14 protein-coding genes and 1 tRNA gene are annotated in these 12,908 nt (G+C 69.0%); 6 read left to right on the forward strand and 9 right to left on the reverse strand.

The genetic code is table 11. The annotated features are described in order from the left end of the window. The first annotated feature begins 29 nt into the window (after positions 1-29). The 4 genes from AC0662_RS28485 (at position 30) to AC0662_RS28500 (ending at position 1,882) form a co-directional block, all read left to right on the forward strand. A complete protein-coding gene (locus AC0662_RS28485; protein ID WP_452199641.1) occupies positions 30-536 on the forward strand; it encodes a glycine cleavage system transcriptional repressor in 507 nt (168 codons plus the stop codon). Beyond that, positions 533-1,075, forward strand: coding sequence for a peptide deformylase (gene def / locus AC0662_RS28490; protein WP_452199639.1), 543 nt, complete (start codon positions 533-535; stop codon positions 1,073-1,075). Before AC0662_RS28485 ends, def begins: the two co-directional genes overlap by 4 nt. A gap of 25 nt (positions 1,076-1,100) precedes the next feature. After that, positions 1,101-1,183: transfer RNA gene (locus AC0662_RS28495), tRNA-Leu, on the forward strand. 267 nt (positions 1,184-1,450) lie between these two features. Beyond that, positions 1,451-1,882 (forward strand): hypothetical protein, encoded by a 432-nt coding sequence (locus tag AC0662_RS28500; RefSeq protein WP_478304441.1) that lies wholly within the window; start codon positions 1,451-1,453, stop codon positions 1,880-1,882. 136 nt (positions 1,883-2,018) lie between these two features. On the opposite strand, the gene AC0662_RS28505 is transcribed toward AC0662_RS28500, so the two are convergent. Further along, the gene (locus AC0662_RS28505) at positions 2,019-2,687 is read right to left on the reverse strand and encodes a Type 1 glutamine amidotransferase-like domain-containing protein (protein ID WP_452199637.1); all 669 of its coding nucleotides are present in this window, start codon (positions 2,685-2,687) and stop codon (positions 2,019-2,021) included. A gap of 216 nt (positions 2,688-2,903) precedes the next feature. Here AC0662_RS28505 and AC0662_RS28510 point away from each other — a divergent pair, with 216 nt between their 5' ends. After that, the gene (locus tag AC0662_RS28510; protein ID WP_478304443.1) at positions 2,904-4,796 is read left to right on the forward strand and encodes an alkyl/aryl-sulfatase; all 1,893 of its coding nucleotides are present in this window, start codon (positions 2,904-2,906) and stop codon (positions 4,794-4,796) included. A 23-nt stretch (positions 4,797-4,819) separates the two neighbouring features. Here the strand turns inward: AC0662_RS28510 and AC0662_RS28515 are convergent, their stop codons facing one another. After that, on the reverse strand, positions 4,820-5,650 hold the full coding sequence (locus tag AC0662_RS28515) for a uracil-DNA glycosylase (protein WP_478304445.1): 831 nt from the start codon (positions 5,648-5,650) through the stop codon (positions 4,820-4,822). A 107-nt stretch (positions 5,651-5,757) separates the two neighbouring features. Then, a complete protein-coding gene (locus AC0662_RS28520) occupies positions 5,758-7,194 on the reverse strand; it encodes an MFS transporter (RefSeq protein WP_478304447.1) in 1,437 nt (478 codons plus the stop codon). 131 nt (positions 7,195-7,325) lie between these two features. On the opposite strand from AC0662_RS28520, the gene AC0662_RS28525 reads away from it, so the two are divergent. Beyond that, entirely contained in the window at positions 7,326-7,901 is a 576-nt protein-coding gene (locus tag AC0662_RS28525; protein WP_452199629.1) for a TetR/AcrR family transcriptional regulator, read from the forward strand. Between the two features lie 235 nt (positions 7,902-8,136). Here the strand turns inward: AC0662_RS28525 and AC0662_RS28530 are convergent, their stop codons facing one another. The 6 genes from AC0662_RS28530 to AC0662_RS28555 are packed head-to-tail and all read right to left on the reverse strand — an operon-like array spanning position 8,137 to position 12,891. Then, the gene (locus tag AC0662_RS28530) at positions 8,137-9,075 is read right to left on the reverse strand and encodes a Ppx/GppA phosphatase family protein (RefSeq protein WP_478304449.1); all 939 of its coding nucleotides are present in this window, start codon (positions 9,073-9,075) and stop codon (positions 8,137-8,139) included. Further along, positions 9,068-9,550: a DUF501 domain-containing protein gene (locus AC0662_RS28535; RefSeq protein ID WP_452199625.1), complete on the reverse strand. Its 483-nt coding sequence runs from the start codon at positions 9,548-9,550 to the stop codon at positions 9,068-9,070. The genes AC0662_RS28530 and AC0662_RS28535 overlap by 8 nt, the downstream gene beginning before the upstream one ends. Beyond that, positions 9,547-10,155 (reverse strand): FtsB family cell division protein, encoded by a 609-nt coding sequence (locus tag AC0662_RS28540; protein WP_452199623.1) that lies wholly within the window; start codon positions 10,153-10,155, stop codon positions 9,547-9,549. Before AC0662_RS28540 ends, AC0662_RS28535 begins: the two co-directional genes overlap by 4 nt. 31 nt (positions 10,156-10,186) lie before the next feature. Next, positions 10,187-11,467: a phosphopyruvate hydratase gene (gene eno / locus AC0662_RS28545; RefSeq protein WP_452199621.1), complete on the reverse strand. Its 1,281-nt coding sequence runs from the start codon at positions 11,465-11,467 to the stop codon at positions 10,187-10,189. Between the two features lie 60 nt (positions 11,468-11,527). Further along, positions 11,528-12,052, reverse strand: a complete 525-nt coding sequence (locus AC0662_RS28550; protein WP_478304451.1) for an RNA 2'-phosphotransferase — start codon at positions 12,050-12,052, stop codon at positions 11,528-11,530. Further along, positions 12,049-12,891, reverse strand: coding sequence for a LysR family transcriptional regulator (locus tag AC0662_RS28555; RefSeq protein WP_478304453.1), 843 nt, complete (start codon positions 12,889-12,891; stop codon positions 12,049-12,051). The genes AC0662_RS28550 and AC0662_RS28555 overlap by 4 nt, the downstream gene beginning before the upstream one ends. Positions 12,892-12,908: the final 17 nt, after the last annotated feature.

Here is a 12,908-nt window from a genome sequence, read left to right on the forward strand (position 1 = left end):
CTACTTAGGTCGGCGGTAGGTTGCCGGGCATGAGTCAGCTCGCTGTCACCGTCATCGGCCCGGACCGCCCGGGGATCATCGCGGACGTCACCGAGGCCCTGGTCGGTACCGGGGTCAACCTCGAGGACTCGACGATGACGCTGCTGCGCGGTCATTTCGCGATGATGATCGTCTGCGCCGGGCCGGTCGACGAGGTGGAGACGGCCCTCGAGCCGCTGCAGGGCGAGCTGGTCATCACGGTGCGCGCGATCGGTCCCGAGCACGAGCACGCTCCGATCGGGGCGCCGTACATGCTGAGCGTGCACGGAGCGGACCGGCCGGGGATCGTGGCGGCGGTGACGCGGATGATCGCGTCCGCCGGCGGTACCGTCACGGACCTGTCGACGCGGCTGAGCGGCGGGCTGTACGTGCTGACCGCGGAGGTCGAGCTACCGCCGAGCGCCGACCTGGAGACGCTGAACCGGGCGCTCGAGATCACCGCCGAGGAACTCGGCGTCGGAGTGACCCTGCGCGCGACGGAGAGCGACGAGCTGTGATCACCGACTGGTCCCCTGCCCGGCTGGACGTCGAGGGGCAGGTGCTGAAGGTTGTCCAGGCTCCGCACCCGGTGCTGGCCACCGAGGGTGCGCTCGTGGATCCGCTCGACCCGGAGATGATCCAACTCGCCGCGGACCTGGTCGCGACGATGCGGGTCTCCCCCGGCTGCGTCGGCCTCGCCGCGCCACAGGTCGGCGTCGCCGCGCAGATGTTCTCGCTGGACGTTTCCGAGCACCCGAAGACCCGTACCTGTCACGGCGTGTTCGTGCTCTGCAACGCGGTCGTCGTCGAGGCCTCGCGGAACGAGAAGGCGCGCGAGGGCTGCATGTCCGTCCCGGACTTCACCGGCGACGTCAAACGGGCGAGCCGCTTGACCGTGACCGGCGTACTGCCGGGGACGACCGACACGGTCACCATCACCACGGACGCGTTCGAGGCGCGGGCGCTGCAGCACGAGATCGATCACTGCAACGGCAAGCTCTTCCTGGACCGGGTCGCCGGCGCCCACGCCGTGTACCCCCGAAAGGTCTACCAGTAACGAGTAGTCTCGTCCCGAGCCTCCAGCCCGGGTGGCGGAACGGCAGACGCAGCGAGCTTAAACCTCGCGGCCCTCACAGGCATACGGGTTCGAATCCCGTCCCGGGCACAAACGCTTCAGCCCCGCCGTACTCCGCGACCGCTTCCTTCGTCACTACGTTCCTCAGCGCGCCCACTCCGCGCGGCCCCACCCACCCCCGCCTCAGCGCCATACCTCCATCTGCGCGCTGTCGCGCGACCGACCGCCCCGCCCCACGCCCTCTCGGAATGGCTGAGCAAACCGCATCTATCGCGGCCTGGACCCCTCGCCGACCCAGACACCCAAAGGCGGCGGCAATGCGAAGTCTGCGCACTGGGTTTGGATCGCCTAGCCTGCTTGGAAGAGACGAATCAATTCGGGACTCGTGGAGAAAGTCAGTTGATTAGCGCGAGCGAGCCGCAGAACGGTGGCCGATTGCCCGGCCTCACCGTCCAACGGGTACTTCCAACCATCCTGTTACAAGCTCAGCTGATCGGCACACTCGAGATCGAGCCCTCGACAAACTGCCTGGTGCTTCGCATGGCAGTCGGCACTGGGGTCGGTACCGGCGACAGACTCGTCGACGTCGACGTCGCTTGGCCGCCAGGCTGGAGCGTCGCGATCCGTGATGGCGTGGTTGCCCTGATCGATGGAACAGGGCAGACAGTTGCCGGCGTGGGCGACGAGGTGTGGGTTGGCGGAGGTTTTATGACCCCCGACCGGGCCGATGTCGTGCCGTGCACGGGGCACGACTCGGTATTCCAGGCGAGTGGGCTCTCGCGACCTTGAACCTGCGGCCCCGGCTTGGCGGGCGATGGAGCCCGGCGCCGCCGCGAGACGACATCCGTACATGTCGCTGTCGATGAAGCACGGAACTGCCGAGACCTGCGCTGCTCCCCGCGCCCTACGCAGGTAAGTGGTCCGGCTAGGCGGGGAAGGATTTCCAGTGGCCTTCTGAGATGACCTCTGTGGTGCCGTTGAGGACCTTGATGGCGGTTTGGTCGTCTATGGCGTAGGCGGGGCCGGTGATGTCGGCGGCCCATTGTTCTGCGTTGGCGAGGGTGTTGTTGGGCATTAGTTCGTGGTCCAGGTGGGGGTAGATCGAGAAGTCGACGACACCGAGGGTGCGGTCGTCGGGGGCGGCGGGCCAGTTGACGAAGTCTTTGCCGATGCGCGGGGTCATGACCATGCTGCCGGCGCTGAGTCCTACCCAGACTGTGTCGGGGAGCGACGGGAAGACCTCCGCCAGCCCTGACTCGCGCATCCAGTGGTTCAGGTACGTCGCGTCGCCGCCGTCCACCAGGAGTACGTCGGCCTCGCGGACCCACGGGACCCACCGCTCCTCGCCGATGCTGGGCAGTGCGGTGAGCTCCAGGACGCCCAACGAGGCCCAATCCAGGCTCGTCATGCTGTGCCACGGAGGTATGCCGGCGACGAAGTTGCGCACGGAGGGAGGCCCGAGCATCGGGTGGCCCCACTGCGCCGTGGGGATGCAGAGCGCACGGGACTCGGAGATCGGCTTGCCCAGCAGATCGACGAGCGCATCGCGGATGCTCTCGTTCGTCACGCCGCCGGATGTGAGAAGAAGCTTCACAACGCCTCCCGAGTTGATTCGTGTGACAGGCACCGCGGACACGTCATCGCCTGACCCCTCATGTCTGTGGCGGCCTCGAACGGCCGCCATTCACCTGTACTACGCACACTACGGTCCGGATCCGACAATCTCCGGAGCGTCGAATGTCGCGACCGGTTGTCGGCCTCATCCCGGGAGGGGGAGGACCCGGAGTACCGGAACTGGTCAGATGCGGGGATGACGACCCCACGTGAGGCCAGCGCCGCCGTTCGCGAGCAACACCGGGCCGCATTGGCGGACCTGCCGATGTCCGACACCGCCGACTTCGACGCGACCTCCCGGGGCCTCATCGCCGAGCTGCGTCCCGACGTCGTGCGGTCGGCCGGCGGCGACGTGCTGTGGGACAACGACTCGTACGACTTCCTGACCGGCGAGGCGCCGGACTCGGTGCATCCGAGCCTGTGGCGGCAGTCGCAACTCGTCGCGCGGCAAGGGCTCTTCGAGGTCGTCGAGGGCATCTACCAGGTCCGCGGGCTCGACCTTTCGAACATCACGTTCGTCGAAGGCGACACCGGGCTGCTCGTCATCGATCCGCTGATCTCGTCCGAGACGGCCGCCGCCGCGCTCGCCCTGTACCGCGAACACCGCGGTGACCGTCCCGTCCACGCGGTCGTCTACACCCACTCGCACGTCGATCACTTCGGCGGCGTGAAGGGCGTGGTCACCCAGGAGGACGTGACCGCCGGTCGCGTACGGATCATCGCACCGGAGGGTTTCACCGAACACGCCGTCTCCGAGAACGTCTACGCAGGCACGGCCATGGCCCGACGGGCCGGATACATGTACGGCGCTGCGCTGGCGCGCGGGCCGCGCGGGCAAGTGGGCGCCGGGCTCGGCCAGACCACCTCGACCGGGACGGTCACGCTGATCGCGCCGACCGACTTCGTCTCCACCACCGGCCACGAGGAGACCGTGGACGGGATCCGGATGACGTTCCAGATGGCACCCGACACCGAAGCGCCCGCGGAGATGCTCATCTACTTCCCCGATCGCAAGGCACTGTGCGCCGCCGAGGACGCCACCCACACGCTGCACAACCTGCTCACGCTGCGCGGCGCGCTGGTCCGCGACCCACACGGCTGGTCCCGCTATCTCACCGAGACCATCGACCTGTTCGGCGCGGACCTCGAGGTCGTCTTCGCCTCTCATCACTGGCCCACCTGGGGCAACGAGCGAGCGGTCGGCTTCCTGAGGCTGCAGCGCGACCTGTACGCCTATCTGCACGACCAGACGCTGCGGATGCTGAACCAGGGACTGACCGGTGCCGAGATCGCCGAGCAGCTCCAGCTCCCGCCCGCCTTGGAGAACGCCTGGCACGCGCGCGGCTACTACGGCTCGGTCAGCCACAACGTGAAGGCGATCTACCAGCGCTACATGGGCTGGTTCAACGGCAACCCCGCCGAGCTCTGGCGGCACCCACCCATCGAAGCCGCCAAGCGGTACGTCGAGTTCATGGGCGGAGCCGACGCTGTCGTGGCCAAGGCCAAGTCGTCGTTCGACCAGGGCGACTTCCGCTGGGTCGCGGAGGTGGTCAACCACGTCGTGTTCGCGGAGCCGGACCACGCCGAGGCCCGCGCCTTGCTCGCCGACACCTACGAACAGCTCGGCTACGGCTGCGAGAACGGCACCTGGCGCAACTTCTACCTGTCCGGTGCGACCGAGCTGCGCGAGGGAAACTTCGGTACGCCGGCGCAGACCGCCGCGCTCGACATCATCGCGAATCTCAGCCCGTCGATGCTGTTCGACGCCCTCGCGATCCAGATCGACGGACCACGCGCCTGGGACGAGACGCTGACGGTCGACGTCGCCTTCGACGATCTCGACGAGCGCTATCGGCTCAGCCTGTCCAACGGCGTCCTCAGCTACAGCTCGGCTCCACAACGCGGAGCGGCCGACGCGACGCTGAGCATGCCTCGCGCGGCGCTGCCGGTTCTCGCCCAGCAGACGACCGATCCGGGTCAGCTGGCCGCGGCCGGCGTCAAGGTCGCCGGTGACGCGACAGTCCTCGGCCGGCTCTTCGGCCTGCTCGACCCCGGCGACCCGAACTTCAGCATCGTCACCCCCGACTAGCAGACATCCGACAAAAGCGACTTTCAGAGACCCGCGAGCAACTTCGCGCGGTTCAGGACTGCGTCCATCATGGGTGCGGTGAGTTTGCCGGTGAACGTGTTCTGCTGGCTGGGGTGGAAACAGCCGAGGACGGTGACTTCACCTTGCGGGGTTGAGATCCGGTGCTCCACGGCGTGGCCGAACTTGGGGCGCGGTCTGGGGATGGTCGCGCCGAGTGCGGCGAGGCCGGCGAGCAGGGCGTCGTACCCGAACTTGCCCAGGCAGACGATGGCCTGGGTGGTGGGTAGGACCAGTTCGAGTTCGCGGCGGAACCAGGGGCTGCAGGTGTCGCGTTCGGTCGGGGTCGGTTTGTTGGCCGGTGGGGCGCAGCGGACGGCGGCGATCATCCGGGTGCCGGTCAGGTGGAGGCCGTCGCCCGCGTGTTCGCTGGTGGGCTGGTTCGCCAGGCCCACGCGGTACAGGCTGGCGAAGATCCAGTCGCCGGAGCGGTCGCCGGTGAAGACCCGGCCGGTGCGGTTGCCGCCGTTGGCCGCCGGGGCCAGGCCGGCGATCACGATCCGCGGCGCGGGATCGCCCCAGCCGGGGATCGGGCGGCCCCAGTACGGTTGATCGGCGAAGGACTTGCGTTTGCCGACGGCGACCTCTTCGCGCCAGTCGACGAGCCGTGGGCAGGCGTGGCAGACCGAGACCCGGGCCTCCAGTTCCGCCAGGTCGTCGGTCGCCGCGAGCCGGACGACCTCAGGGGCATCGTGAGCCACCCGAGTACGGCGTACGGCGGGATCCTCCGGCCACCCGGTTCCGGGCGGCACCGGGCTGTCGAACAACTCACCGGTCAACGGGTGCGGAAGCTCCATCCGGTCAGCCTAAGCTCACCACGCCACCCACGTGGTTGCCGTCGTACCGCTGGCTGGTGGGAAACTTTTTGCCGCCTGGTGACCAATTGTTTCCCAGCAGAGGGTGATCAGGCGGCGAGTTCCTCCTCGCGGGGGTTCGGTACGGCGGCTGCGGGTGGGAGCGACGTACGGCGTTTGCCGGGGATGGCCAGCGCCAGTACGACGGCTGCGGCGGCGAAGGCGGAGAGAAGGAGGAACGTGTTGGTGAAGCCGGACTCGGCGGGTAGGCCGCTCGGCTGGGTGTGGGCGGTGATGATGGAGCTGGCGAGGGCCGTGCCGATCGAGCCGCCGATGGTGCGGATGTTGGCGTTCATGCCGGTCGCGGCGCCGGTCTGCTCGCGGGGCACGTTCTGGACGATCAGGCTGGTCATGGAGGCGTAGGCGAGGCCCAGACCGATGCCGAACAGGGCGGTCGAGAGCGCGACCTGCCACGGGTGATCGTGGAACTCCGCGAACAGCAGCGCGGCGACCAGGTTCAGCGCGGAGCCCCAGACGACCTGCGCCTTCGCGCTGAACCGCGGCGCGAGCGGACCGCTCACCGACCCGGTGATGGCCATCGTGACCAGCATCGGCAGCATCAACAGACCGGCCTGCGTCACGCTCGACCCAAAGCCGAAACCAGCCGCCTTCGGGATCTGCATGAACTGCGGCACGAAGGCGTAGACGGCGAACATCGCGGCGCCGAACAGCAGCGCGACCAGGTTCGTGGTCCAGACCGCGGGCACGCGCATCATGCGCATGTCGATCAGCGGGTTCCGCGACCGCAGCTCGACCGTGATCCAGGAGGCGAACAGCACGACCGCGGCGGCGAGCAGACCGAGGGTCCGGAACGAGCCCCAGCCCCACGAACGGCCGGCGCTCAACGGGAGCAGCAGCGCGATCAGCCAGCCGGACAGCAGCGTGGCGGCGACCCAGTCGATGCGGCCCGGGACCCGGTTCGGGGACTCGGCGACGTAGCGCCGTACCACCAAGGTCGACAGCGCGACCACGATCATCGGGATCCAGAACAACCAGCGCCAGCCGAGCCCTTCGACGATCGGGCCGGCCAGCACGATGCCGAGACCGCCGCCGGCCGCGATGATCGCCGACACGACGCCGACGACCAACGGCACCCGCTCGGCCGGGAACTCGTCCCGGATGATCCCGAACGACAACGGGAACACGGCGCCGCCGACGCCCTGGAAGACGCGGGCGGCAATCAGTACGCCGACGTTCGGCGCGAGCGCGGCGATCAGACAGCCGATCGCGAGCGCGACCAGTGCGATGAACAGCGTGCGTTCCTTGCCGACCATGTCGCCGATCCGGCCGAGCAGCGGCGTCGCGACCGAGACCGAGAGCAGCAATGCGGTGAAGACCCAGGTGACCGTGCTCGGGGTGGTGTGCAGGTCGTGCTGGATGACGGGCAGCGCCGGGCTCACCAGCGACTGCAACATCGAGAACGAGGCGACCACCGTGGCGAGCACAGCCAGGGTCAGCCGCGGGTTTCCAGACCTGATGACAGGCATGCAGAAGTCCTTCAGAACGGAGGTTTGCGCGCCGGGACCCCGGCGTGAGAGTTCCCCGGCCTGCTAAAGTCGAGGTGTGCCTCCACTATAGCGGAGGCAAGCCTCCGGTAACAACTGGCTAAGGTGAGCGAATGGTGAGCGATCAGAGCAGGCCCGCGCTGCGGGTCGACGTCCGGCGGCCGCAACGGGCGGACGCGCGGCGGAACTTCGACGCCCTGCTCGCCGCCGCCCGGGACGCGTTCGCGTCGAAAGGCGTCGACGCGTCCCTCGAGGACATCGCCCGCCAGGCCGGCGTCGGGATCGGCACCCTGTACCGCAACTTCCCGAACCGCCAGGACCTGCTCAACGCGGTCTACTTCGGCGAGATCGAGGAGCTCTGCATCGCCGCCGAGGACGTCGCGGAACTGCCGCCGTGGGAGGCACTGACCACCTGGCTGCACCGCTTCTTCGGGTACGCCGCGACCAAGCGCGCGATCTGGGAGTCCCTGAACCGCGAGACCGAGAGCTTCAAGGCCGCCCGCGCGGCGATGTACGCCGCCGGGACGCCACTGTTCGAACGCGCGCAAGAGGCCGGCGAGGCCCGCAAGGACGTGTCGTTCGACGACCTGCTCCGGATGGTCAGCGGTCTCACCGCAGCCGGCTTCGTCGACCAGGACCAACGCGACCGAGTCCTCACCATCGCGCTGGACGGCGTCCGTACCCGCTAACCCCGCACACCCCAACCGCCGCCGGGGCGGAAGTCCGGGGCGGAAGTCCGGGGCGGGGCGGGGGCAGGACGAGGCAAGGCGGGCCGGGGCGCTGCAGCGCGCCAGGGCACCGGGTGGACACCGGATCCTGGGCCAGCGTCGGGGTGGTTACACAGGTTCCGGTGGGCTTGGACAGGTTATTGCCTGTGGCTGGACCCGGCTTCCTGTTCAGGCTTTGGGGTGTGGATGGTGCGGGTTAGGCCAGCGAGAGGGCGGTGCCGTCGAGGATGTCGTGTTCCGAGACGGTCAGGGTGTCGATGGGCAGGCGGTCCGCGAGGCGTTGGAGGATGAGGGCGCCGGCACCGATGACATCCACCCGGCCGGGGTGAATCGCGGGAATGCCGCGGTCCGCGCGCGTCGACGTGGTGAGCCAGCTCGTGGTGGCGCGCAACTGGTCGGCGGTGAGGCGGGAGTGGTGTACGGCGGTCCGGTCGTACTCCGGAAGCTCCAGCGCGACCGCCGCGACGGTGGTCGCGGTGCCGGCGACCGCGATCAGGCTGCGGGCCTCGGCGAGCGGGACCTTGGTGGCGTCGAGGAGCGCATCGATGTCGCGAGTGATCGCGGCGAGGTCCGCCGGGGTGGTCGGGTCGGTCCTGACGTGGCGCTCGGTGAGGCGGACGGAGCCGATGTCGAGGGACTGCGCCGCGATCACCCCGTTGGCGTCACCAAGGACGAGCTCCGTCGAGCCGCCGCCGATATCGGCGACCAGGTACGGCGCGGGCAGGTCGAGCGAGGTGGTGGCGCCGCGGAAGCTGAGTTCGGCCTCTTCCTCGCCGGAGATGATCTCGGGATCGACGCCGAGCCGGTCGCGGATGCCCGCGAGGAACTCGTCGCGGTTGCGCACGTCCCGGGCCGCCGAGGTGGCGACGAAGCGGACCCGAGTGGCACCCGACGCGCGGATGACCTCGGCGAACTCGTCACCGGCGGCGAACACGCGCTCCAACGCGACGGGTGCGAAAGCGCCGGTGGCGTCCACTCCCTCGCCGAGGCGGACGATCGTCATCCGGCGATCGACCTCGACGAGTCCCCCGTCGCTCAGGTCGGCGATGAGCAGCCGGATCGAGTTCGTCCCGCAGTCGATCGCCGCAACTCGCACCGCCGCCCGCCGCTGGACCGACGCCCCGAGCTCAGACACAGGGGCCTCGGCGGCCCCAGTCGTCGAGCGCCTCCAGGGCCTCGTCGCCGAGGGGGTTCACGCCGGGGCCGGCCGCCAGGGAGTGGCCGACCAGGACGTGCAGGCACTTCACCCGGTTCGGCATGCCGCCGGCGGTGATGCCGGCGATCTCCTCGACGTGTTCGATCGACTCGCGGTGCTCGAGGTACGCCTCGTGCGCGGCCCGGTAGCGGGCGGCGAGGTCCTCGTCCTCGGCGAGCCGGTCGGTCATCTCCTTCATCATCCCGGAGGACTCGAGAGTGCCGATCGCGGACGCGAGCCGGGGGCAGGTGACGTAGTACGTCGTGGGGAACGGCGTACCGTCGGGGAGCCGGGGCTCGGTCTCGACCACGTCGGGCAGGCCGCAGCTGCAGCGGTGCGCGATGGATCGGATGCCGCGGGCGGTCCGGCCCAGCTGCTGGCTGACTGCTTCTTGATCGGCGGAGCTGACGGTCACCTGGTTACCTTAGGTGACGGCGTCAGGATCGGTAGCGGGGTGGGCTTCGCCGCGGTCGGCGGCGTCACCGGCGCGGGTGGCTTCCCGGCGCCCTCCACGCTCCCCCAGAGCTTGGTGTACCAGGTCGGCTGCTGCGTGTTCGTCGTACCGTCCGCGGGCGTCGACGGCTCCGGCGGGGCGCCGACCGGCTTCCCGTCCGCGCCGATCACGCGGTACCCGACCTCGCCGGGCATCACCCAGCCGAGCCGCTGCCGCGCCTGCGCCTTCACGTAGGCGTCGTCGTCCCAGCGGGCGATCTCGTCGTTCAGTTCGCCGACCCGCTTCTGCCGGTCGGCGATCTCCTGGTTCAGCGCGCTGATCTGCTGGTGCTGGTCGAACCAGACCCGCAGGCTCTGCGCGTAGGACACGATCAGCGCCCCCAGCACCAGCAGTACGACGGCCGCGCGGCCGGTCAGGTTGCGGGACCCGCGGGTGCGCTCCGGTCCCGCCTGCGGACCCGCCGTACGGCGTTTCGGCTGGTCGCCCCGCCGGGCCGGTGGACGCGACTGGTTCCGGCTCGACGGACGCGAGCCGGGGCGTGCACCGGAATCCCGACGGGACGGCATACCTGAACCTCCCAAAAATCAGACGCAGTCGTCAGCCCTGGAAGCGCGGGAAGGCCGAGCGACCGGCGTACGTCGCCGCGTCGTCGAGCTCCTCCTCGATCCGGAGCAGCTGGTTGTACTTCGCGGTGCGGTCGGACCGGGCCGGGGCGCCGGACTTGATCTGGCCACAGTTGGTCGCGACCGCGAGGTCGGCGATCGTGGTGTCCTCGGTCTCGCCGGAACGGTGGCTCATCATGCAGGTGAACCCGTTGCGGTGCGCCAGGTCGACGGCGTCCAGGGTCTCGGTCAGCGAGCCGATCTGGTTCACCTTGACCAGCAGGCTGTTCGCCGACTTCTCGGTGATACCGCGCTGCAGCCGCTCCACGTTGGTGACGAACAGGTCGTCGCCGACGATCTGGATCTTGTCGCCGAGCTGACCGGTCAGGCCCTTCCAGCCCTCCCAGTCCTCCTCGTTCAGCGGGTCCTCGATCGACACGATCGGGTACGACGCCACCAGGTCGGCGTAGTAGGCGATCATCTCGTCGGCGGACTTCTTGCCGCCCTCGAACGCGTACACGCCGTCGGTGTGGAACTCGCTCGCCGCGACGTCCATCGCCAGCGCGATGTCCTTGCCGGCCTGCAGACCGGCCTTCTCGATCGCGGTGATGATCAGGTCGAGCGCGTCGCGGTTGCTCGGCAGGCTCGGGGCGAAACCGCCCTCGTCACCCAGGCCGGTGGACAGGCCGCGCTCCTTCAGCACCGCCTTCAGCGCGTGGTAGACGCCCGCGCCCTGCATCAGGGCCTCGCCGTACGTCGCCGCGCCGATCGGGGCGATCATGAACTCCTGCACGTCGACGTTGCTGTCCGCGTGCGCGCCGCCGTTGAGGATATTCATCATCGGCACCGGCAGGACGTGCGCGTTCGGGCCGCCGACGTAGCGGAACAGCGGCAGGCCGGAGCTGTCCGCGGCGGCCTTCGCGACCGCCAGGCTGACGCCGAGGATGGCGTTCGCGCCCAGCTTGGCCTTGTTCGGGGTGCCGTCCAGGTCGAGGAGCGCGTGGTCGATCAGGCGCTGCTCGTGGACGTCGTACCCGACGATCTCCTTGTCGATGTCCTCGAGGATCGCGGTGACGGCCTTCTGCACGCCCTTGCCGCTGTACCGCTCCTTGTCGCCGTCGCGTAGCTCGACAGCCTCGAACTGGCCGGTGGACGCGCCCGACGGGACGGCCGCGCGGGCGACGGTGTCGTCGTCGAGCAGAACCTCGACCTCGACAGTGGGGTTGCCGCGCGAGTCGAGGATCTCGCGCGCGCCGACGGCCTCGATGGTGGCCACATTGACTCCCAAATTCTCGATGACGAATCGCTCCTGAGCCTAGTCCCCAGACCAGCAGGCTCAGTGGACCGCGTCGACCCTAACAATCGCATCCGCAGGTACCTCGCGCGTCAGTAACACTCCGTTGGGCGCCCGATAGACCGCCAAATCCGCGCAATCCACGCCCAGCAAGACTTCTACGCTCGTCCGCCGCCCGACCGGACTGTCCTTCGACGGCGCCAGATGCACGTGGGTACGGCGTCCCGCGTTGAGCCCCTCCCGCTGGATTGCGGGCAGCGCGGCGCGATTCGTGCCGTGCCACAGGAGATCGTCGGGATATACCCGTTCCCAACTGTTCTCCAACCCTTCACGTGTCACGGGCATCCCCGCCAGTGAATGCCCCTGACACGCTCGGATCCGGTCTCCGTCCACCTGTAACCGATGTTTGTCGTTCTCACGCACAGCGACGTCCAACCGGTCACGGCTCAGGCTGAGCAGCGTGAGTACGTCGGAGATCGTTGCCCACCCATCCGTACTCATCGTGAGCCCGCGCTCACCTGCCGTGTGGCGGAGCAGGCGGGAGATCGCTCGGCTGTCACGGCTCACGCCAGCGCCCTCCTGAATTCGTCCACCCGCTCGTCGCGGTCCGGTCGCGAGATCACGTAGTACCGCACCGGTGGGAGGTCCTTGACCGGGATCTTCCGGACCGTGCTCGTGGTCTTGACCGAGCCGTTGACGACGGCCGGTCCTATTCCGAGACGGACGAAGTGGACCAGCAGTTCCCACCCTTCCGCCTCCACGGCGACGGACCAGCGCAGGCCTTGGTCCAGCATGCTCCGCTCGAGCTGCTGCCGGTGCGGGCGATCCTTCGGCGGTACGACGAGTGCTTCGTCCTGCAGGTCTTTCAGCCGTACCGTGCGCCGCCCCGCCAGACGGTGACTCTTCGGAGTGATCAGCACTTGTGGGGCCTGGGTGAGCAGCGTGCAGTCGAGATCGTCCGGTGGGATGCCGAGCGCGGTGACGCCGATGTCGGCCGAGCCGTCCCGGACCGCGGCCAGGGTCGCTGTTGCGTCGCCGGTCCGCAGGCGGAGCTCGTGTCCGCGGCTGAGTACGCGCTTGAGCGCGTCGCCGAGCAGATACAGGTAGGTGCCCGAGCCCGCGATCAGGACGAGCGGTCGGGGCGGTGCGGCGTCGAGCGTGCGCAGGAAGTCGGCTGCGCGGTCGCGACTGTCGTTGGCAAAGGCAGCGAGCCGCTCCCCCGCCTCGGTCAGCTGCAACTGCCGGCCGACCTTCACGTACAGCTTGGTGCCGAGCCGCGTTTCCAGCTTGCGGATCCGGGCATGCAACGCGGGCTGACTCACGTGCAGCTCCGCAGCCGCCCACGTGAAGTTCCGCTCCACCGCGAACACCGCAAACGCCCGCAGATCCTCCGCCACCAGTTCCATCACCACAAACTATAGCT

It is taken from the genome of Kribbella sp. NPDC043289 (assembly GCF_056436705.1).

Coding starts and splice junctions, on each gene's coding strand:
- AC0662_RS28510 (WP_478304443.1), top strand. CDS start 2,904: ATGACGACCCCACGTGAGGCCAGCGCCGCCGTTCGCGAGCAACACCGG.
- AC0662_RS28555 (WP_478304453.1), bottom strand. CDS start 12,891: ATGGAACTGGTGGCGGAGGATCTGCGGGCGTTTGCGGTGTTCGCGGTG.
- AC0662_RS28515 (WP_478304445.1), bottom strand. CDS start 5,650: ATGGAGCTTCCGCACCCGTTGACCGGTGAGTTGTTCGACAGCCCGGTG.
- AC0662_RS28540 (WP_452199623.1), bottom strand. CDS start 10,155: ATGCCGTCCCGTCGGGATTCCGGTGCACGCCCCGGCTCGCGTCCGTCG.
- AC0662_RS28525 (WP_452199629.1), top strand. CDS start 7,326: ATGGTGAGCGATCAGAGCAGGCCCGCGCTGCGGGTCGACGTCCGGCGG.
- AC0662_RS28520 (WP_478304447.1), bottom strand. CDS start 7,194: ATGCCTGTCATCAGGTCTGGAAACCCGCGGCTGACCCTGGCTGTGCTC.
- AC0662_RS28485 (WP_452199641.1), top strand. CDS start 30: ATGAGTCAGCTCGCTGTCACCGTCATCGGCCCGGACCGCCCGGGGATC.